The 20,498-nt window shown below is 62.6% G+C and carries 22 protein-coding genes; 8 read left to right on the top strand and 14 right to left on the bottom strand.

Annotation, left to right across the window (positions count from 1 at the left end; all coding sequences use genetic code 11):
* Positions 1 to 202 precede the first annotated feature (202 nt).
* Positions 203 to 1,096, top strand: a complete 894-nt coding sequence (rarD, locus tag AB3X96_RS26440; protein ID WP_176378234.1) for an EamA family transporter RarD — start codon at positions 203 to 205, stop codon at positions 1,094 to 1,096.
* Between the two features lie 56 nt (positions 1,097 to 1,152).
* On the opposite strand, the gene AB3X96_RS26435 is transcribed toward rarD, so the two are convergent.
* The 6 genes from AB3X96_RS26435 to AB3X96_RS26410 all read right to left on the bottom strand — a co-directional run bounded on the left by AB3X96_RS26435 (position 1,153) and on the right by AB3X96_RS26410 (position 6,387).
* Positions 1,153 to 1,863, bottom strand: coding sequence for an ABC transporter ATP-binding protein (locus AB3X96_RS26435; protein WP_368592028.1), 711 nt, complete (start codon positions 1,861 to 1,863; stop codon positions 1,153 to 1,155).
* Positions 1,860 to 2,609, bottom strand: coding sequence for an ABC transporter ATP-binding protein (locus tag AB3X96_RS26430; RefSeq protein WP_368592027.1), 750 nt, complete (start codon positions 2,607 to 2,609; stop codon positions 1,860 to 1,862). Before AB3X96_RS26430 ends, AB3X96_RS26435 begins: the two co-directional genes overlap by 4 nt.
* On the bottom strand, positions 2,606 to 3,571 hold the full coding sequence (locus AB3X96_RS26425; RefSeq protein ID WP_176121989.1) for a branched-chain amino acid ABC transporter permease: 966 nt from the start codon (positions 3,569 to 3,571) through the stop codon (positions 2,606 to 2,608). Before AB3X96_RS26425 ends, AB3X96_RS26430 begins: the two co-directional genes overlap by 4 nt.
* Complete coding sequence (locus AB3X96_RS26420; RefSeq protein ID WP_368592026.1) at positions 3,568 to 4,437, bottom strand: branched-chain amino acid ABC transporter permease; 870 nt, start codon at positions 4,435 to 4,437, stop codon at positions 3,568 to 3,570. Before AB3X96_RS26420 ends, AB3X96_RS26425 begins: the two co-directional genes overlap by 4 nt.
* Before the next feature lie 98 nt (positions 4,438 to 4,535).
* On the bottom strand, positions 4,536 to 5,798 hold the full coding sequence (locus tag AB3X96_RS26415; RefSeq protein ID WP_368592025.1) for an ABC transporter substrate-binding protein: 1,263 nt from the start codon (positions 5,796 to 5,798) through the stop codon (positions 4,536 to 4,538).
* 265 nt (positions 5,799 to 6,063) lie between these two features.
* Complete coding sequence (locus tag AB3X96_RS26410) at positions 6,064 to 6,387, bottom strand: antibiotic biosynthesis monooxygenase (protein WP_368592024.1); 324 nt, start codon at positions 6,385 to 6,387, stop codon at positions 6,064 to 6,066.
* Between the two features lie 207 nt (positions 6,388 to 6,594).
* Here AB3X96_RS26410 and AB3X96_RS26405 point away from each other — a divergent pair, with 207 nt between their 5' ends.
* On the top strand, positions 6,595 to 6,855 hold the full coding sequence (locus tag AB3X96_RS26405) for a hypothetical protein (RefSeq protein WP_368592023.1): 261 nt from the start codon (positions 6,595 to 6,597) through the stop codon (positions 6,853 to 6,855).
* Between the two features lie 55 nt (positions 6,856 to 6,910).
* The gene (locus AB3X96_RS26400; RefSeq protein WP_368592022.1) at positions 6,911 to 7,285 is read left to right on the top strand and encodes a hypothetical protein; all 375 of its coding nucleotides are present in this window, start codon (positions 6,911 to 6,913) and stop codon (positions 7,283 to 7,285) included.
* A gap of 156 nt (positions 7,286 to 7,441) precedes the next feature.
* On the opposite strand, the gene AB3X96_RS26395 is transcribed toward AB3X96_RS26400, so the two are convergent.
* The 7 genes from AB3X96_RS26395 to AB3X96_RS26365 form a co-directional block, all read right to left on the bottom strand.
* Positions 7,442 to 7,882: an SET domain-containing protein gene (locus AB3X96_RS26395; RefSeq protein ID WP_368592021.1), complete on the bottom strand. Its 441-nt coding sequence runs from the start codon at positions 7,880 to 7,882 to the stop codon at positions 7,442 to 7,444.
* A 232-nt stretch (positions 7,883 to 8,114) separates the two neighbouring features.
* Positions 8,115 to 8,942, bottom strand: coding sequence for an ABC transporter permease (locus tag AB3X96_RS26390; protein ID WP_368592020.1), 828 nt, complete (start codon positions 8,940 to 8,942; stop codon positions 8,115 to 8,117).
* A gap of 66 nt (positions 8,943 to 9,008) precedes the next feature.
* A complete protein-coding gene (locus tag AB3X96_RS26385) occupies positions 9,009 to 10,265 on the bottom strand; it encodes an ABC transporter permease (protein ID WP_368592019.1) in 1,257 nt (418 codons plus the stop codon).
* A 39-nt stretch (positions 10,266 to 10,304) separates the two neighbouring features.
* Positions 10,305 to 11,360, bottom strand: a complete 1,056-nt coding sequence (locus AB3X96_RS26380) for an ABC transporter substrate-binding protein (protein WP_176122002.1) — start codon at positions 11,358 to 11,360, stop codon at positions 10,305 to 10,307.
* A gap of 2 nt (positions 11,361 to 11,362) precedes the next feature.
* Positions 11,363 to 12,568 (bottom strand): ABC transporter ATP-binding protein, encoded by a 1,206-nt coding sequence (locus tag AB3X96_RS26375; RefSeq protein WP_176111208.1) that lies wholly within the window; start codon positions 12,566 to 12,568, stop codon positions 11,363 to 11,365.
* A 44-nt stretch (positions 12,569 to 12,612) separates the two neighbouring features.
* Positions 12,613 to 13,764 carry an SRPBCC family protein gene (locus AB3X96_RS26370; protein WP_368592018.1) on the bottom strand — a complete coding sequence of 384 codons (1,152 nt, stop codon included), beginning with the start codon at positions 13,762 to 13,764 and terminating at the stop codon, positions 12,613 to 12,615.
* 123 nt (positions 13,765 to 13,887) lie between these two features.
* Positions 13,888 to 14,811, bottom strand: a complete 924-nt coding sequence (locus AB3X96_RS26365) for a LysR family transcriptional regulator (RefSeq protein ID WP_176111206.1) — start codon at positions 14,809 to 14,811, stop codon at positions 13,888 to 13,890.
* Between the two features lie 169 nt (positions 14,812 to 14,980).
* Here AB3X96_RS26365 and AB3X96_RS26360 point away from each other — a divergent pair, with 169 nt between their 5' ends.
* Genes AB3X96_RS26360 through argE form a run of 4 tightly spaced genes read left to right on the top strand, consistent with a single transcriptional unit; the run spans position 14,981 to position 18,608 of the window.
* Positions 14,981 to 16,339, top strand: a complete 1,359-nt coding sequence (locus tag AB3X96_RS26360; protein ID WP_368592017.1) for a flavin-containing monooxygenase — start codon at positions 14,981 to 14,983, stop codon at positions 16,337 to 16,339.
* The gene (locus tag AB3X96_RS26355; RefSeq protein ID WP_176111204.1) at positions 16,339 to 16,770 is read left to right on the top strand and encodes a RidA family protein; all 432 of its coding nucleotides are present in this window, start codon (positions 16,339 to 16,341) and stop codon (positions 16,768 to 16,770) included. The genes AB3X96_RS26360 and AB3X96_RS26355 overlap by 1 nt, the downstream gene beginning before the upstream one ends.
* A 10-nt stretch (positions 16,771 to 16,780) precedes the next feature.
* Positions 16,781 to 17,458 carry a DUF1028 domain-containing protein gene (locus AB3X96_RS26350; RefSeq protein ID WP_368592016.1) on the top strand — a complete coding sequence of 226 codons (678 nt, stop codon included), beginning with the start codon at positions 16,781 to 16,783 and terminating at the stop codon, positions 17,456 to 17,458.
* A complete protein-coding gene (gene argE, locus AB3X96_RS26345; protein ID WP_368592015.1) occupies positions 17,451 to 18,608 on the top strand; it encodes an acetylornithine deacetylase in 1,158 nt (385 codons plus the stop codon). Before AB3X96_RS26350 ends, argE begins: the two co-directional genes overlap by 8 nt.
* Positions 18,609 to 18,620: 12 nt before the next feature.
* On the opposite strand, the gene AB3X96_RS26340 is transcribed toward argE, so the two are convergent.
* On the bottom strand, positions 18,621 to 19,994 hold the full coding sequence (locus AB3X96_RS26340) for an NRAMP family divalent metal transporter (RefSeq protein ID WP_368592014.1): 1,374 nt from the start codon (positions 19,992 to 19,994) through the stop codon (positions 18,621 to 18,623).
* Positions 19,995 to 20,262: 268 nt separating this feature from the next.
* Between AB3X96_RS26340 and AB3X96_RS26335 the strand changes: the two genes are divergently transcribed.
* Positions 20,263 to 20,487, top strand: coding sequence for a hypothetical protein (locus tag AB3X96_RS26335; protein ID WP_176111200.1), 225 nt, complete (start codon positions 20,263 to 20,265; stop codon positions 20,485 to 20,487).
* Positions 20,488 to 20,498 lie beyond the last annotated feature (11 nt).

Below are 20,498 nucleotides of genomic sequence, written 5' to 3'. Positions count from 1 at the left end.
CCAAGGTCGCTCCATCATTCTGCGAAGCCGACATGTACATCGTAGGCAGCAAAAGCAAAGCTCGCTGAACGGCGAGAGCAGGCCCTTTTTGACGACGATGCGCTTAGCGGAGGCTGCACCGCACGGGTAAAATCTGCGCGAAAACCTTTGCCACCGACGCGCCTTCGCACCGACCACGCGCACCGGCCAACTACAACCAACCATGAATCCCGGCATCGTCTACGCCTTTTCCGCCTTCGTCATCTGGGGGCTCTTTCCCGTCTACTTCAAGACGCTCCACCAGATTCCCGCGCTCGAGATGCTCGCCCACCGGATGGCGTGGTCGCTCGTGTTCATCCTTGCGGTGCTCGTCGCGCGACACCACTGGGCGTGGCTGCGGCCCGCGCTGCGCGACAGGCGCCTGATCGGCCGCTTCTCCGCGAGTGCCGCGCTGCTTTCGGCCAACTGGGGCATCTACATCTGGGCCGTCAACGCGGGCCATATCGTCGAGGCGAGCCTCGGCTACTTCATCAATCCGCTGATCAACGTGCTGTTCGGCTTCGTCTTCCTGCATGAGCGGATGCGCTCGCTCCAATGGTGCGCGGTGGCGCTTGCGGCGCTCGGCGTGGCCTGGCTCACCTGGCAGAACGGCGCGCCGCCGTGGATCAGCCTCGCGCTCGCGCTGACGTTCGGCGGCTATGGCCTGTTGCGCAAGACCGCAAAGCTCGGCGCGCTCGAAGGCCTCGCACTCGAAACGGTGCTGCTCTTTCCCGTGGCGATCGTCTATCTGATGGTGATCGGCATGGCCGGCGCGAGCCATTTCACGCATGCGTCGCTCGGGCTGCAACTGCTGCTGGCCGCCGCCGGACCTATCACGGCCGTGCCGCTGCTGCTCTTCGCGGCTGCGGCGCGACGCATCCCGCTCTCGATGCTCGGCTTGATCCAGTACGTGACGCCCACGCTTCAGCTGCTCACTGGCGTGCTGATCTACGGCGAGCCGTTCGGGTCCGTGCGCGCGATCGGCTACGGCGCAATCTGGGCAGCACTCGCGCTCTACTCGTTCGAAGGGTTGCGTGGCACGCTGGCCGCTGCGCGCGAGGCGCGCAGGGCGGCTTGAAAAGGTGAGGGCAGGCGGGTAGCGGCCGAGCTGTGTCGAAACGCGGGCGATCCTCTTCAACCTTCGGCACTCGCACCGGTCAACGCGCGAACCCGGCTTTCATCGGCGGCCAGGTCGCGTGAACGGCCAGCATAGACGATACCGCCATCGTCGAGCACGTAAGCATGATCGGCAATCGCGAGCCCCATGTGCGCGTTCTGCTCGACGAGCAGGACCGAAATCCCTTCGTCGCGCATCTGCGACACGACGCGAAACACCTCGCGCACGATCAGAGGAGCCAGTCCCTGAGAGGGTTCATCGAGAATCAGCAGCCGGGGATTGAGCAGCAGCGCGCGGGCAATCGACAGCATCTCCTGTTCGCCACCGGAAAGCTGACGTCCGCGGCTTTCCTTGCGTTCGGCAAGTCGTGGAAACAGCTCGTATATGCGCGCAATCGTCCAGGGACCGCTGCGCGCAAGCGGCACACGGAGATTTTCTTCGACACTGAGATTGGCGAAGATTCTTCGTCCTTCGGGGACATAGCCCACGCCGTTCGCGGCGATCCGGAACGTCGGCCAGCGTGTCGTATCCGCGCCGAAGATTGTCACGCGCCCCCGGCGTGCGGGTGTCAGACCCATCAGGGTCCGCAGCGTCGTGGTCTTGCCCGCGCCGTTGCGGCCAAGCAATGCCGTGATCCGACCTTCCTCGACCGCGAGGCTCACGCCGTGGAGGATGTGGCTCTTGCCGTAGTAGGTATGAAGTTCCTCGGCGGTGAGCGCGATGTTCATGCCACGTCACCCAGATACGCCACCTGCACGACCTCGTTCGCCGCGATTTCCGCCGGCGCGCCCTCGGCGAGCAGCGAGCCCCGGTCGAGCACCGTGATCCGGTCGGCAAGATGGAACACCACGCGCATGTCGTGCTCGATCAGCACGATCGTGAATTTGCCGCCGCTGCGCAGACGGCGAATCAGTTGTGTAATTTCGTAGGTCTCCTCGCCGCCCATGCCTGCGGTGGGTTCGTCGAGCAGCAGCAGGCGAGGGCGCAGCGCCAGCGCCATGGCGATTTCAGCAACGCGCTGATCGCCGTGCGCGAGCTCGCCGGTCAGCCGGCCGCTTTTTGCCGCTAGCCCGGTGAGTTCCAGTGCTTCTTCGACACACTCGCGCACTCGGGTTCTTTCGGCGCGGCCGACCCACGGCCGCAAGCGGAATCCAGCCGCAACCTCCGCGCTGATGAGCACGTTTTCGAACACCGTGAGTGCGGGAAAGATCTCGGTAATCTGGAACGTGCGGGCGATGCCGCACGCGACGCGTCGATACGCCGGGACGGCCGTGATGTCCTGTCCGTCGAACACGATCGTTCCCGTGGTCGGCCGGAAGAAACCGCTGATGAGATTGAAGAAAGTGGTCTTGCCGGCGCCGTTCGGTCCGATGATGGCACGCAGCTCGCCTGCTTCGACCGCGAGCGAGACGTCGCGTACCGCAGCGAGGCTGCCGAAGCTCTTGCTCACGTGCGTGACTTCCAGAACGCTCATGATTCGCTCCTGCGGCGCAGAACGCCGAGTAGACCCCGAGGGAAGAACAGCACGATCGCGATGAACAGCATGCCGACGAACGACATCCAGTTGACGGTGATACTCGACAGGTAGTCCTGCAGCACGACGAATACCGCGGCACCGAGAAGCGGTCCCCACAGGCTGCGCATGCCGCCCATCACCGCCATCATGACGAAGTCGCCGGACTGGCTGAAATGCAGCCCGCGCGGGTCGGCGAAGTTGTTCAGAAGTGCATAGAGCGCACCGGCGAACCCCATGAAAAAGCAGGAGAGAGTGAAAGCGATCCAGATATGGCGATCGGCGGGAATGCCGAGAAAGCGCGCGCGCCGTTCGTTTTCGCGGATTGCGATCATCGTGCGCCCGAATGGGGAACGCAGGATGAAGCCCATCAGACCGACCGCCAGCGCGAGGCAAAACAGCACGAAGTAATAGAACGCATCGGCATTCGAGAGGATGTCGATGGTCGTGATGCCAAGGTGAAGCGGCATGCGCGAAAATCCGCGCAGACCGTCGTCGCCGCCTGTCAACGAACTCCATTGGAACGCGATGTAGTAGAAGACCTGTCCGAAGGCGATGGTGACCATCGCGAAATAGACACCGCGCCGCCTCGCGCAGAGCGCGCCGAGCAGCGCGCCGGCGATCCCGCCGAGCAGCGTTCCGCACAGAAGAGCGAACGGCGTGCTCGGTGCAACGAATTTCAGCGCGAGGCCTGCGCCATACGCACCCAACCCGAAATACGCAGCGTGACCAAACGACAGCACGCCGGTGAAGCCGAGCAGAAAATTCACCGACATCGCCGCGAGACCCAGCACGAGCACCCGTGTGCCAAGCGCGGTGTAGCCTCCGAGCGGCGGCATCCAGTACGGGGCGAGCAGCAACACGGCCCAGATCGCCGCAAGCGTGATCAGTCTGCGGTGCCTCGCCTGTCGCGCTGCGCTCATGTCAGCATGCCCTCCTCGCCGAGCAGGCCGCGGGGGCGCAGCAGCAGCACGACGGCCATCAGCACGTAGATGATCGCTTCGCTTGCCGCGGGCAGAAACACCGCCGTGATGCCGGAGGCGACGCCGATCAGCAGGCCGCCGAGCAGCGTGCCCGTGAGGCTGCCAACGCCGCCGACGATGATTGCAATGAAGCTCGGCATCAGGAGCCCGGTTCCCATCGTCGGCTCCAGGCCAAGCTGGCCGGCGGCGAGCACTCCGCTCAGACCGGCGAGAAAGGCGCCGACGGCGAAATTGAACGAACGCAGCCTGCCCACGTTGATGCCGAGCGCTGCCACGGTTTCGAGGTCGAGGGTACCGGCGCGGATACGGATGCCGAGTCGGCTATAGCGTAGCAGGACGAAAAGCAGCGCTACCGTCGCCGCCACCGTGGCGACCATGAAGAGGCGATAGCCGGTGATGAAGAACAACGTGTTGCTCAAAGGCTGGGACAGCACCGACGGAATGGTCACCGGTTTGCCTTGCGCGCCCCAGATGAAGCGGGTGCCGTCCTCGAAGATGAAGGCAAGGCCGAACGTTAGGAGCAGGCTGTAGAGCGGGTCGCGCCCATAGACTCGCCGGATCAGCACCCGTTCGATGGCGAGGCCGATCAGCGCGATGCACGGCGGCGCGATCAGCAGCGCGCCCCAGAAGCCGACGTAGGGCGTGATCGTATAGGCAACGTAGCCGCCAGCAACGAGGAAGCCGCCGTGAGCGAAGTTGATGACGTTGCTCAGGTTGAGAATGAGCGATAACCCGAGCGCCATCAGCACGTAGAACGCGCCGATGATCAGACCGTTGGTGACGTTGAAGAGCAGCAGTTCAGTCATCGCCCACCATTCTTGTTATGGCGCCCGTGGCGCCCGTGCTTCGCTTCCGCTTGCGCAATGAGAACCGCGCCCGGCGATCCCGCCGGGCGGTTGCGCTATCAGGAGGGCCACTGCAGCTTGCAGCCCGTTTCACTCTCGGGAGGTGCGGTCTTGTCACCCGCGATCACGCGTTCCACGCGGAACAGGTCTTCGGGGTCGCCGGCCGGCTGGGATAGCGCTTCGCCCACGAACGACGACGTCATCAGCTGGTGATCCCCCTTGCGGTAGTAGCACTTGTTCGGCTGCAACCTGACGTCGTCCGCCAATTCGAAGCCGCCGAGCGCTTCGGCGAGCTTTCTGGCGTCGAGCGTCTTTTCCTTGTTGGCGATGGCGGCCAGGGTATGCACCGATGTATAGCCGAACCAGTGACGCGCGGTGGGAACCTTACCGCCGTTCACCTTGCGGATGTCGGCCACGAACTTCTCGACTCCCGGCACCCCCGGCTGCTTCCAGTACCACTCGAACATCCAGATGCCGACACGCGCGTCCGGCGGCATCGCCTCGAGCGATTCGAGCTCCTGCTGCAGCCCGGCGATGTGAATGCTCTTGCCGATACCGAACTGAGCGATCTGCTTCAGGCAGTTGACCATGTCGGAGCCTTGCGGGAGCACGAGCAGCACGTCGGGATTCGCCGCGCGCGCCTTGATCAGATAGGCGGAGAAGTCGGTCGTGCCGAGCGGGGTGAGTTCGTTGCCGGTCATCGTGCCACCGAGCTTCTGCAGATCGGCGGCCGCGGCCTTCTGCAGCGTGTGGCCGAACGCGTAGTCCGGTGTGATGAAATGCCACTTCTTGCCGTACCTGGTGAACAGCAGGTTCGCGACGGCGTTCGCCTCCATGCTGGTTGTGTTGCAAACGCGATAAACGTTCCATTTGCAGTCGACGCCCGTGATCGTATCGGTGTGGCCGCCCGAAACGATATGCAGCACCTTCTTCTCATTGCTGACCTGAGAAATGGCCTGGGCGATACCGGAGTTCACGTCGCCGATGAGGAACGTGACCTGATCGCGTTCGATCAGCTTGCGCGCCTTCTGCACGCCGGTGCCCACGTCGTTTGCCGAATCTTCGACCATGAGCTCCACGGGGCGTCCCAGAATGCCGCCTTGGGCATTGATCTGCTGAACGGCAAGCCGTGCGCCCGTCACTTCATTCTGTGCTACTGCAGCATAAACGCCCGTCAGCGGATCGACCATGCCGATTCGCAACGGAGCTTCGCCGCGCGCCTTGATGATGAAGGGCGGCGCCAATTGCAGTGCGGCTGTTGCGGCAGTTGCTTTGAGTATGGTGCGCCGAGTGAAAGCGGGGACACGACCTGGTGTTTTCATAGGGTTCTCCCTCACCGTGATGTCGAATCTTTCGAACCGCCGAATGGTGTGTCCGCGCGTGCGAAACGCGCGCTATTCGATCTTGAACGCGTTCAACGGAATCCACAAGACTGCGTTTTCCCGCTGTCGGATGCGCGACCGAGCCTGTGTATGGGTCGCCATATGACTTCCGTCTGGAAGCCAATCTTCTGCAATTCGCAGACGCGATGCGAGCGATAAAGTTGGCGGGCGTGTGCTGCGCAGTCGACAGACAAGGCGCAGCAAACTAAATTCTCGAGAAGTCGTAGTCTCGTTCAACGAGGCAAATACGGGTTTTGTAGGATGCGTACCATTTTTCCCGGCCGGCCTGTTGTGCTACCAGATGCATTGAATCACGTTTCCAGGCGGCGATGGATTCGAGGCTATCCCAATAGGAAACCGTAATTCCAAGTTCCTCCCGCGCAGACTCGACGCCCAGGAATCCGGGCTGTTTTGCGGCCGCTTCGACCATTGCATCGGCCATGTCTCCGTACCCGTTGTCCCCGGGGGTTCGGATGGACGTGAAGATCACCGCGTAATAGGGAGTGGCTCTGGTGTTCGCTATAGACATTGTTGCCTTCCTTCGGTCTTTTGCTATTGATGGTTTTGAAGTGCACATTGTCGGCGATCCGTGTCACGTCGTCGAGCCGCGTGTCTGGAGCCGGGTTAGCGAGCTATCTTCCGTGCAATATACTTCCGTGTAGCCAGGAGACTCACCGTCGAAGCCAGGGCGGATAGCGGTCCCCCGGTAACGAAGTTGCTAATAGGGGGCACTTAAATGCGAAACTGGCTCCTGATTCCAACAAAAGAACAATGGAACAAATGGTCTTTGCCCAGCAAGCTCACTTTTGCGGGGACTTTCGTCGGAGTTCTGAGTCTTCTTTTGACAGTTCTGTTCTTTGTTTTGCCGCTGATCTTTGCGTCCGATCCGACAGAAAAACGGTTGGACGGTGCGTTGCTTGCCGCAATCGAAGATGCAATCCATCAGGAGCCAGCTCTCGTCACTCAAACAAATGGGGGAATTGAAATCGAAGGGTAACGATATTGCCGTTCCTTTATCCAAAGACGGCCCAGCGATAGTCGAGTCTTCCGCAATGAAGCAACTGATGGATGACGGCGATTTTTATCGACGATTGTCACCGCTTCTTCGCGAAAGACTGCCGAAGTTCATCCAGATAAGAAATGCTCTACTGAAGGGGCTCGGCCGGGCGCAACCCGATATTACGCAGCCCGGGACGCTCCGTCTTTTGGATATCGAGCTCGAAACCGAAACTAATTGTCTCATTCTCGAACGTCAGCTTCGTTCAGGCGAGATGACGAAGGATCTGCACGACGAATTATTTAATGCGGCGCTCGAACTTCAGGTGTTAAGAATGCGTCTTCCAGCACCAGGCGACCGCGGTAACCTGTCTGGCCGCACGCCCGGCCCATCGGCAGAGGGCCAGGTAAAAGATCCGCCGGGGCAGTGAATCATGCCGCTTTATCCGCCGACTTAATAGTTATTGCGAGACGCGTCGCTCACGACCGCTGAGGTGCGAACGGCCAAGGAGTGCCGACCGACCAGGGCAACGTCTGAACGTCAGCAATGATCAGACTGTGTCAGGCCGGCCGCAGCACTACGGCGGCTACCCGTCATTTCCCAGCATGGTTAGACGACATGCCGGTGCACCGCAATGACACGCGTACTGGGCGCGAACCTCGTCGGTGACCGCACCGTCCACTGACAGACCGTAGTTGATGAAAAGCTCCTCCCCGGGGGCGATCGTGGCGAGCGCATGAATGAACACCCGGTCGCCGGTTTCGATGGCCTCGCAGTTGGGGGCGCACGCATGGTTCAGATAGCGCGCGCTGTTGCCGCCGCGGCTGCCGTCGATCACGCGTCCATCGGACAGACCGAACACGAACGTGTGGCCCGCGTCGGCTCGCTGACGCGCGGCGGCGCGCCGCCAGCTGGTCACTTCCCCCTTGTACTCGATGACCCGTTCGCCCGCGGCGATCGGCTGCAGCGCGAACAGTCCCATGCCATGCACGGGTGAGCGTCGTGCGGTGATGCGTCGCAATCGCATGTTGTCGTTTCCTTCGTGACCCTCGGTCGTTGCATGTGGTTTAGCGGCGATGCGAAGCATATCGCCACGCACTCACGCGCTCAATATATTTCTTAATAAAACTGCAACTAACTGTCAAGGACCGCCGCGCCAGGAGTTCCGGCTTCGCCGCAAAGAGGCTGGCAACGCCCGACGGTCAGAGGGAGGCCATCAAGTCGCATGTCGACGCCATCGCAGTGGCGCAACAGTCGGCTCAGGCAAACGAGCGGCTGGCCGCCGCCGCGCGCTTGCGCAGCCAGTTCATGCAGGCGAAGAGGGCGATCGCGAACGCCATCAGCAGGGTGGCCACGGCGAGGATCGACGGGTCGATCTGGTCACGGATGCCACTCCACATCTGCCGCGGCACGGTGCGCTGCTCCGGGCCGCCGATGAACAGAATGACGATCACTTCGTCGAACGATGTCGCGAATGCAAACACACTGCCGGTTGCGACGGCGGGCGCGATCAGCGGCAGCGTGACGCGACGAAACGCGACCCACGGCTGCGCACCGAGACCCGACGCCGCGCGAAGCAGGCTTTGATCGAACGACAGCAGCGAAGCGGTCACGGTGATCACCACGAAGGGCGTACCGAGCGCGGCATGCGCAAGCACGACGCCGGTATACGAATTGACCAGCCCGAGCGGCGAAAAGACCAGATAAAACCCCGCCGCGACGACGACGATCGGCACGATCATCGGCGACACGATGATCGGCATGATGATCGAGCGGTAAGGGAACTGCGCGCGGCTCAGGCCGAGCGCGGCCAGCGTGCCGAGAACCGTCGCGATCAGCGTCGACGCCGCGCCGATGCCGATGCTGTTCGCAAACGCGCGTTGCCAGTCCGGCGAACTCAGCGCCTGCGCGTACCAGCGCAGCGAGAAGCCCTGCATCGGGTACGAGAAAAACGAGCCGGAGTTGAACGACAGCGGCACGATCGCGAGGATCGGTGCGACGAGGAAAAAGAAAATCAGCGCGCAATGCACGCGCAGTCCCGCGCCCGAGATGCGTTCCGAGAGTAGCCGGGTTCGTGCGTCTTTCATCTGAGTCTGCCTGTTGATCGACTATCCGAATGAGCGACAACCAGCTAGCGGCGTTTGCGCGGCGCGTTAGCCGAAGCGCAAGCGGTCGATACCGACCAGCCGGTTGAAGATGAAATAGAACACCGCCGTGAATGCGATCAGATAACACGACAGCGCACCCGCGAGTCCCCAGTTGAGCTGATCGTTGGTCTGCGACGCGATCAGCTGGCTGATCATTTCGTCGCCGGCGCCGCCTAGCAGGGCGGGGGTGATGTAATAACCGAGCGCGAGCACGAACACGAGAAAACATCCCGCGCCGACACCCGGCAGCGTCTGCGGAATATATACGCGCACGAAGGCCACGGCTGGATGCGCGCCGAGCGATTTCGCCGCGCGCATGTACACGGGCGGCACGCCTTTCATGACCGAAAAGATCGCGAGGATCATGTAGGGCAGCAGGATGTGCGTCATGCCGATCAACACACCCGTGCGATTGAAAATCAGCGGCAGCGGATGGTTGACGATCCCGAAGCGGAGCAACGCGCTATTGATCACGCCACCAGGTTGCAGCAGCACATACCACGCGGTGGTGCGCACCAGCAGCGAGGTCCAGAACGGCACGATCACGAACAGAATCAGCCGGTTGCTCTGGTTCTCAGGCAGTGTCGCAAGCAGATACGCCACCGGGTAGCCCAGCACCAGGCACAGCAGCGTGACCGTCGCACTGATCGTGACCGTGCGCCCAAAGGCCGCGCGGAAGATGGCGCTGTCCGCCGCGACGGACGTCACCGAACCATCAGGCGCGACTTGCGCGTCGACGGCGTTCAGCAAATAGTCGGGTGTGGGCGAGATCGACGCACGCTTGAGCAGACGCCAGGTTTCCGGCGCGTTCCAGCGTTCATCCAGATCGATCAGGGCGGGTTTCCATTGCGCCGGCGTCTCCGAACGTGTGGCACGCGCCGTCTTGAACAGCAGGCTGCGGAACTCCGGTTGATAGAAGTTCATGCGCCGCGCGATATTGCCGAGCTGGCCGGATTCGCTGGCGTCCTTCAGGTCGTGCGCGAGTGCGGCGAAGGCCGGTTCGCCGGGCAAGCCCGCGCCGTCCCATCCGGCCAGGGTTGCGCTCAACTGCGGCATGCCGGTGCGCACTTCAGGGTTTCGCACGCTGCGCGCGAGCAGGCTCGCGATCGGTGCAACGAACGTCACCAGCAGAAAGACGAGCAACGGCAAAGCCAGCAGCAATGCGCGCATCGCGGCCTTGCGGCGCGCAGCCCGGAACGACTCGCGGTTCGCGGCCTGCGGGCCGCGGCCGAAAGGGGCGGTGGATGGCAGCGGCGTGTTCATCGTGCTCGATCTCTCGGGTGACGTTCGTTCGATCCGGCGTTACTGCGTCAGCCAGTTCTGGAATCGCTTGTTGATCGCATCCGCGTTGTCGGCCCAGAACGTCGCGTTGATTTGCAGCGGACGCTTGAAGTTCTCCGGCGCCGTCGGCAGATCGTTCAGACGCGCCTTGTCGATCAGCGGAATGGCGTCCTTGCGCGGTGGCGCGTAAGCGATGTACTTCGACAGGTCCGCATAGGCCTGCGGCGTCGAGGATGCGACGATGAACTTCTGCGCCGCGTCGGCATGCTTCGCACCGTTGACCACGGCCCACCATTCGTAGTCGTACACCTGCGCATCCCAGACGATCTTGAACGGCTTCTTGTCCTTGTGCACGGCGTCGTCGATACGGCCGTTGTACGCCTGCGTCATTACGACCGCGCCGTCGGCGAGCAGCTGCGGCGCCTGCGCACCCGCTTCCCACCAGACGATGCTCGGCTTGATCGTGTCGAGCTTCTTGAACGCGCGGTCGACGCCGGCAGGCGTGGAGAGCGTCTTGTAGACGTCCTTGGGCGCCACGCCATCGGCGATCAACGCCCACTCCATCGCGACCTTCGGCGACTTGCGCATGCCGCGCTTGCCGGGGTACTTGTTCAGGTCGAAGAAATCGTTGATGGTGGTCGGCGCGGTTTTCAGCTTGCTGCTGTCGTACGCATAGACGGTGGACCACACCATCGCGCTGACGGCGCAATCGCTGATCGAGCCCGGCAGGAAGTCGCTGGTGTTGCCGAGGGCCTTCTTGTCGAACTTGGCGATCAGGCCTTCGTCGCAAGCGGTGATCGCGTCGTTGGTTTCGAGGTCGATCAGATCCCAGGTCGGGTTCTTCGACTGCTCCATTGCCTGCAACTTGGCGAGGCCGCCATCGTAGGACTCGGTGGAAAACTGGTTGCCGGTTTTCGCGGTGAACGGTTCGAACCATGCTTTTTTCGCGGCCGCTTCATACGCACCGCCGAAGGTGACGACGGAAATCGTGTCGGCCGCGTGAACCGTGGCTGTGGCAAACAGCCCGAGCGCGCATGCCCCGAGGGTGGTCCGGAATGACGAGAACGTGGTCTTCATTTCTAGTTGGCTCCTGCGATAAGTGGCGAGGCGGACGAGGGAACGGCAACGGTGGAATAGTCGGCGCCGCCGGACACGGCGGAGGATTTCGGCGCGGCCGCCATCGCGGGCAGCACCTTGCAGTCGTCGCGTCGCCAGGTCACGGCGGTCTGACGGCCGAGTGCGGGCAGATCGTGGTGCTGTGTGTTCGGCACCTTGACGACCATGCTTTCGCCATGGCCGAGCTTCAGATGCACGCGATGATGATCGCCGCAGTAGACGAGTTCCTCGACCAGCGCGTGCACGACGTTCATGTTCTGTCGTGTCGCTTCCTGCACGGCTTCCGGCGTCGCGGCGATGTGCGCGCGCTCGGGTCGCAGCGCGAGCACCGCCGCGTCGCCTGACGCGAGCCCGGCGCCTGGTCGTCCGCGCACCGTGCTGCCGTCGGCCAGCTGCATCGCGGCCCATTCGCCGCCGTCGGAATTGACGCGACCGGTCAGTCCATTGTTCTCGCCGACGAAATTGGCAACGAATGCGTTTGCCGCGTTTTCATAGAGCTCGGTCGGCGTGGCGGCCTGCTGGATGCGTCCATCGGAAAACACGGCGACGCGGTTCGACATCGTCAGTGCTTCGTTCTGGTCGTGGGTCACATAGACGATCGTCAGCGACAGTTCGCGATGCAGCCGCATGATTTCGTATTGCATGGTTTCGCGCAGGCGCTTGTCGAGCGCGCCGAGCGGCTCATCCATCAGCACCACGCTCGGCTCGAAGACCAGCGCGCGAGCCAGCGCGACACGCTGCTGCTGGCCACCCGACAGCTGCGACGGCCGCCGCCCCGCCAGATGCGATAACTCCACCATGTCGAGCACGCGCGTCACGCGCGTTTTCTGTTCGCTGCGGCTCACCTTGCGCACGGACAGCGGAAACGCGACGTTCTCGGCAATCGTCATGTGCGGGAACAGCGCATAGTTCTGAAACACCATGCCGATATCGCGCCGATGCGGCGGCTTGTCGTCCAGACGCTTGCCGGCAAGGCGGATTTCGCCGCGGGTCGGCGATTCGAATCCCGCCAGCATCATCAGTGTCGTGGTCTTGCCGGAACCGGACGGACCGAGCAGCGAAACGAATTCACCGTGCCCGACGTCGAGATCGAGTCCCTCGACGACGCTATGCACGCCGTCGTATGACTTGCTGACGCCGTCGAACGAGATAAATGGTTGGCTTGACATGGGCAATCTCGGCAGAGTGTTGGCGGTCTACTTGGGGCGGCGAATCACGTCGCGCCCACGTGTCCCGCCAGATAGCGGGCGAAGTCGTAATTCGGCCGTTCGAGAGGGCTCAGGTGGCCGGGCTTCGCGAGTGGCGCGTGCACGCCGCGAAACACCGCCTCGACGCCGCGCCGGTCCTCGGCGTTGACTTCGTCGAGCAGCGTCTTGAGCGTCGCCATGTGGTCGGCGGCGCGCGGATCGTCGACGAATTCCGGCGCGAGGCCGCCGCCGAAGCGGATATGCACGCGGCCGACGCCCCGCGGCTGCAGGATCAGATACCAGAAGTAGCCGGGGGTCAGCGTGATCAGATGGGTCGGGTAGATCGCCAGCAGCGCGGTGGTACGACGCCAGTGCCCTTGCAGGCGCGTGTTGGCGGGATGCGCGTTGCCAATCGGCAGCGATGCTTCCTTGGTGATCCAGTGATAGTTGAACGCCGGCAAACCCGGCGGACATTCCATTTCTTCGAGTTTCGAGTGCGGTCCGACCGTTGCGCGATGCAGCATCGGCAGGTGGTAGCTCTCCATGAAATTTTCCGCGAGGATCTTCCAGTTGGTGTCCCACACGTGCTCTTCGTGGAAGGTCTCGACGTAGTCGCCCATGCCGTACGGCGCGATCAGCTTCGTCAGCTCGGACAAATGCGATTCCACAGAAGGCGCGCGCGAGTTGAGCGTCACATAGATCCAGCCTTGCCACGTCTCGCAGCGCACGGCAGGCAGCCTGTATTGGTCCTTGCAAAAGCCCGGTTGCTGATCCATCAACGGCGCGCCCGCGAGCGCGCCATCGAGCGTGTAGTTCCATGCGTGATACGGACACACGATCCGGCGCACGTTGCCGCGCCCTTCGAGCAATACCGACATGCGGTGCAGGCAAACATTAGAGAATGCGCGCAATGCGCCGCTCGCATCGCGCAGCACGAACACGGGCTGGTCGTCGATCTGCGCGCTCAGGTAGTCGCCCGTCTGTGCCAGCGCGCTCGCGCGGCCCACGCACAACCACTCGTTGCGAAACACGTCGCGCTGTTCGAGCGCGAGAAACGCCTCCGACGTGTAGACGGCCGGCGGCATCGCGTGTGCATCCTCGAACGGACGCTCGCAGTTCTCGCGCAGCGCGTGAACGATGTCGAGCTCAGTGTCCGTCGACTGAAGCATGGCTGACATAGGGGCCCCCCATCAGTGTTTGCATCCGATGAGCACCAATCTAACAATCCAAATTGCTAGGTAAAATATTGTTTTTGCATGCAGTGCATAGCGCAGGGCTATGCAGTGACGCTTTCCGGGCTGCTAACCGATGTGCAGACGCCGGATATACGTTTCACAGAATGCCGAAAAGCGTTTCACAACCTCGCGCGGCTTGACGGCGGCCGATAGCGCAATGCCAAGCGTCGTCGCATTGACACTCTCCCTGAAATGTTTAATCACGAAGTCTTCGCCGTCCACAGTCCGGGTCGACTTCAGCGGGAAGTTGAGTATGCTGTAACCCAAGCCGTTGGCGACCATGCCACGCACCACTTCAGGCTGTGACGAGCGGAAAGCCGCGGTAGGGCGGCTGCCGACCGCGTCGAACAGCGCGGAAAAGTACTCGCGGCTATGCGGAAGATCCAGCATCACATAGGGCTCGGGCAGCAGATCGGCCAGCGACACCTGGCGCGCCCGTGCAAGCCTGTGTGTTTTGGGCAGGATGACATACGGTGGCAGCGAAAGCAGCGGGGTAAACGCGATTCCATCGGTGATATCGAGGCTGTAGGTCAGCGCGATATCGAGCGAGCCGTCGTGCAGGCCGCTCAAAAGCGTGTCCTGATGCGCTTCCGTGGTACGGAAGGTGATCGCCGAATAATCCTGCACGAAGCGGCTGATGATGCCGGGCATCAGCGGCGGCGCCAGCGACACCATGCAGCCGAGCGAGATGGAGCCCGACATGCCGCCGTCGATTTCGGTCGCGGTCAGCTGTAATTCTTCGGCGTTCTGAAGCAGATTGCGAGCGTGGCCGAGCAGATCGCGGCCCGGCTGCGTAAGCGACAAGCCGCTCGCGTGATGGCGGATGAACAGCTGGACGCCGAACGATTCCTCCAGATCCGCGAGCGACGTCGAGATAGACGGCTGAGAGATATGCAGCCGCTTTGCCGCGGCGGTGAAGGAAAGCGTTTCGGCCGTGACGACAAAATACCTGAGCTGACGCAACGAGTAGCGGATCGAGGTGCCGTCCATCAATTGCTCCGTGTTCGGTCGAACCGATTGTCGCTCGACAATTCCCGATTGCATAGCGAAAAACGATGCAAAGCATTTTTAAAATATAGTTTTTGTTGCCCGCCGCGCGGCGTACATTCTGTCCGACCGAGAGACCCGAATCCAGAGCGCATTTCAGAAGGAGAAGGCCATGGCGGCTGAAAAATTGTCCATCGACACGCTGGTCATAGGCGCGGGTCAGGCTGGCGTGGCGATGAGCGAACATCTGAGCAAACTCGGCGTGCCCCATCTCGTGCTGGAGCGCGACCGCATCGCGGAACGCTGGCGTACTTGCCGCTGGGATTCACTGGTCGCCAATGGTCCCGCCTGGCACGACCGCTTCCCTAATATGGAGTTCGAAGGACTCGATCCCGATGGCTTCGCCGGCAAGGATCAGGTCGCCGATTACTTCGAGGCCTATGCGCGCAAGTTCAATGCGCCGATCCGCACCGGCGTCGAAGTCACGAGCGTCGAGCGTCTGAAGGGCCGGGCAGGATTTGCGGTCGCAACGTCCGACGGCACGATCGAAGCCCGTCGCGTCGTCGTTGCGACCGGGCCGTTCCAGCGTCCCGTCATTCCCCCCATCGCGCCACAGGACCTCGAGCTCACGCAGCTTCATTCGGCCCACTATCGGAACCCCGAGCAACTGCCCGAAGGCGCGGTGCTCGTGGTGGGCGCGGGGTCGTCCGGCGTGCAGATCGCCGACGAACTGCAACGCGCGGGCCGCAAGGTTTATCTGTCCGTCGGTGCGCATGACCGTCCGCCGCGCGCCTATCGCGGTCGCGATTTCTGCTGGTGGCTGGGTGTGCTCGGCGAATGGGACAAGGAAGTCGCCGTGCCGGGACGCGAGCATGTGACCATCGCTGTCAGCGGCGCGTACGGCGGCCAGACCATCGATTTTCGCCGGCTTGCGCATCGCGGCATGACGCTCGTCGGCACGACGAAATCGTTCGCGAATCGCGTTGTGACCTTCGAACCGGACCTCGCCGTCAATCTGAAGCGTGGCGACGAGTACCTGATGTCGCTACTCGACACCGCCGACGACTACATCGAGCGCAACGGCGTAGACCTGCCGGAAGACCCCGACGCACGGCTGATTCCACCGGACCCGGAGTGCGTCACGCATCCGCTGCCGGAGCTGGATCTGCACAAGGCGGGGGTGAGCACGATCATCTGGGCCACCGGCTATGCGGTCGATTTCAGCTGGCTGCACGTGAACGCGTTCGACGATAAAGGCAAGCCGCAGCATCAGCGCGGTGTATCGAAGGAGCCTGGCGTGTATTTCCTCGGCCTGCCGTGGTTGTCGCGGCGCGCGTCGTCGTTTATCTGGGGCGTCTGGCACGACGCAAAGCACATCGCCGATCACATCGTCACGCAGCGCAAATACCTCGCCTATCGCGACGCGTCGCAGCGTCAGCAGGACGCGCGCGGCGTGCATGGCGCGCATGCACCCGATACCGCGTGCGACGCATCGCACGCGCCGAAGACCAAAGAAGTGGGAGTGAACTGATGCCTACGCATACCCGCATCCGCATGTTCAATACGAAGGACACGTACCCGAACCAGTCGCTCGATAACGATCTTTGCCAGGCGGTTCGCGCGGGCAATACGGTCTATGTGCGCGGCCAGGTGGGTACGGATTTCGACGGCAACCTGATCGGTCTCGGCGATCCGCGCGCGCAGGCCGAGCAGGCGATGAAGAACGTCAGGCAGCTTCTGGAGGAAGCCGGCAGCGACCTGTCGCATATCGTCAAGACGACGACTTACATTACCGATCCTCGTTATCGCGAGCCGGTGTATCAGGAAGTGGGCAAGTGGCTGAAGGGTGTGTATCCGATTTCGACGGGGCTTTGCGTCAGCGCGCTCGGCCAGCCGCAATGGCTGATGGAAATCGACGTGATCGCCGTGATTCCGGACAACTGGACGCCCGTGCAGGCGTAAGGAGCCACCCATGACATTCTCGATCGTCGGACGTTGTGGGAACACCGGTCAGCTCGGTATCGCGATCAGTTCGTCGAGCATTGCGGTGGGTGCGAGGTGTCCGTGGGTGCGCGCGGGCGTCGGTGCGGTGGCGACGCAGAACGTGACGCTGCCCGCGCTGGGGCCGCAGATTCTCGATCTGCTGGAAAGCGGGCGTATCGCGGCGGATGCGGCGCTCGAACGGGCGCTAGGCGCGAGCGAATGGAGCGAGTACCGGCAGGTGACGGTGGTCGACGGCGAGGGGCGCACCGCGCTGTTCACCGGCAAGGAAGCACTTGGCGTGCATCACGCCGTCGCGGGAAATCAGTGTGTGGCAGCGGGTAATCTGCTCGCCGGCAAACCGGTGATCGACGCGATGGTGAAAGCGTTCGAGAGCGCGCAAGGCGCGCTTGCCGATCGTCTGCTGCACGCGATGCATGCTGCCGTCGAAGCCGGCGGAGAAGCCGGGCCCGTGCATTCGGCGGCTTTGAAGATCGTCGATACACACGTCTGGCCGGTCGTCGATCTGCGTGTCGATTGGGCGGATGACGATCCGATCGGCAAACTCGACGCGCTATGGCAAGCGTATCGGCCGCAGATGCGGGACTACATCGCGCGCGCGTTGAATCCCACCGCTGCGCCGAGCTACGGCGTGCCCGGCGATGAGTGAGTTGGCGAGCCGTACGCTGCTCGAACGGCTGATCGGTTTTGCGACCGTCAGTCGCGACTCCAATCTGGAACTGATCGGCTTCGTGCAGCAATACCTCGCGGATCTAGGTGTGGAAAGCGAGCTGTTCCATAACGACGATCGCACCAAGGCGAATCTGTTCGCGACCATCGGGCCCCGAGACCGTGGTGGCATCGTGCTGTCCGGGCATACCGATGTGGTGCCAGTCGAGGGTCAGGCATGGACCGTGGAGCCGTTTCGTCTCACCGAGAAAGACGGGCGCCTCTACGGACGCGGCACGGCCGATATGAAAGGCTACATCGCGTCCGTGCTGGCGGCAGTGCCCGCATTCCTGAGGCTGAAGCTCGAGGTGCCGGTGCATCTCGCGTTTTCATACGACGAGGAAGTGGGCTGTCTCGGCGTGCGGCCGATGCTGGCCGAACTCGAAAAGCGCGCGCATAAGCCGCGCATGTGTCTGATTGGCGAGCCGACCGAACTGAAACCTGTGCTCGGCCACAAGAGCAAGCTCGCGATGCGCTGCCACGTGAAGGGCGCGGCATGTCATTCCGCGTACGCGCCGCAGGGCGTCAACGCGATCCAATACGCGGCGCGGCTGATCCACCGGCTGGAACAGATCGGCGACGAACTCGCGCAGCCGGAACACCATGACGCGCGTTTCGATCCGCCGTTCTCGACGGTGCAGACGGGTGTCATCAAGGGCGGACGCGCGCTGAATATCGTGCCCGCCGAATGCGAGTTCGATTTTGAAGTGCGGGGCGTGCCGGGCTTCGATCCCAACAGGGTGGTGGACAAACTGCAAAGCTACGCGGCAACCGAACTGCTGCCGAAGATGCGCGCGGTGCAGCCCGATACCGATGTCCGTGTGCAGATGCTGAATGCGTACCCTGGACTCGCGACTTCGCCCGATAGCGACGCGGCACGCCTGCTCGCGATGTTGAGCGGATCGAAAGAATACGCAACGGTCGCCTTTGGCACGGAAGGCGGACTGTTCACCCAGGCGGGCATTCCAACCGTGGTCTGTGGACCCGGCAGCATGGATCAGGGCCACAAGCCGGATGAGTTCATCACGGTCGAACAACTGAACCGGTGCGACGCGATGTTCGCGCGCCTCGCTGAACATCTAGCAGCGTGAAGTGGCCCAGACTCATCGCGACACACGCTCTACCGCATCGAGTACGAAGTGCGCGACCACGACCACGCCTGTGGTCAGGGTCGCGAGCCAGCAGAGCGCGCGTAAAGACCAATGCGCGACGATTTCGCCGACCGCTTCGCGTTTCGCACTCAGCAGCACGAGAAGCACCAGCACGGGCGTAATCGTCATACCGTTGACGATGGCGCTCCAGTACAGTGCTTTGACAGGATCGACGCGCCATAGGCCGAGCGCGAGACCAAGCAGCGTCCCCAATCCCGCGAGCGCAACGAGCAAAACTGCAATGCGCCGATCACGTTGTTTGCCGCGGGGCCAGTCGAACGAACTCGCGACCGCTTGCGCAGCGGAACCGGCAAGCGAAGGTAGTGCGAGCAGCGCCGAGCCGAGCAGCGCAAGCCCGAGCAGGGGGCCGGCATAGCCCTTCAGGAGCGGTTCGAGCGCTCGCGAAAGCTCCGTGGGCTCGCCGGGCTGCGTCTGTGCGCCATGCAGCGTCGCCGCAGCCGCAATCATCATGCACGATGCCGCCACGCTCGATAACGCGGTGCGTATCAAGGTCTGGTTGCGCAATCGGCGAAGCTGCTCTGACGAACGTCGATCGCCGCGCGCGGCGTGCTGTTCGTGCTGCCGATGTTCTTCCTGGGCTTCCTGCTCGGCCTGCGAAAAAAGCAGATACGGACTCATCGTCGTACCGAGCACGGCCATCAACATGGTCACGAAATCTTCTTTCCACTCGACGTGTGGCACCAGAGAGCGCAGCACGACCGTGTGCCACGGCACATCGACGATCAGCAGCACGCCGACATACGCGAACATCGGCAGCATCAACCATTTGAGCACCTGCGCATAGCGCGCATATGGGATGAACCACTGCAGCGCAATCGACGTGCAACCGCATGCAAGTGTCAGCAGCCAAAGCGGCCCATGCGTGAAGCGTTGGATGACTACGGCCATCGCCATCACATTGACCGCGATGTTCAGCGTGTTCGCAATCACGAAGCGCGCCACGGCGAAATAGAAGAACACCGGCGAATAGTGCGCGCGCATGTTCGCCGTCAGGCCGTGTCCCGTGACGGCCGCGACACGCGCCGAGACCAGTTGCAGCGCAACCATCGACGGATACGACAGTACGCAGGTCCACAGCATGTCGTAGCCGTACCACGCGCCCGCGAGTGAATAGGTGGCGATGCCGCTGGGGTCGTTATCGCAACCGAGACTTGCCAGCCCCGGTCCGAGATCGGCGGCCCATGAGCGCGCAGGCTGCGACGATGAAGGGGGCGCACTACCTTGTGCGGCGCCGGACGAGTTGCGTCTGTCGGGGGGAGAGTGCATGCGGTTGATCGTCGGGAAACCGGGGATGCTGTAGCGCACGCACGAAACGTTCCTTCGTCGAATCGAACCGTGGGCTACGCCGACTACTACTCAACGCTCGACGCCCCGATGGTCGCCACCACTGAAGCGCTAACCGGTGCTATATTTTTTGCGTCGTCATTTCTATGACTATTGCTACCGCGCGCCACATCCAGCAGAACACGCCGACGGTAAAACCGGACATGTCGGAGATTCCGCCGTTAATGACACTCGAAGAGAATGCGCATCGCATGACCACTCGCGCCGCAACCGCAGGGGTCGTGGGCTAATGGAAACGAGCGACTACGACGGGTACACGTTGTGGGGGCATGCCATCCTTCAGCAGGAAGGCGAGGGCATCCTGCAACCGGAGCGCTATGCGGCGAGCGGAACCATCACCCGGGGCGGAAAGCTGGTCGAAGCATCGGGCATTCTCGGATTATTCGATAGCGAGGAAGAAGCCCACCATGCAGGCCTCGATTGGGCGCGCGCGTGGGTGGATGCGCATGGATGAGCGTGGCCGTG

The sequence above is a fragment of the Paraburkholderia sp. BR13439 genome, assembly GCF_040948805.1.
Classification (GTDB): Bacteria; Pseudomonadota; Gammaproteobacteria; order Burkholderiales; family Burkholderiaceae; genus Paraburkholderia; species Paraburkholderia youngii.
This window is presented reverse-complemented; position numbering and strand designations above follow the sequence as displayed.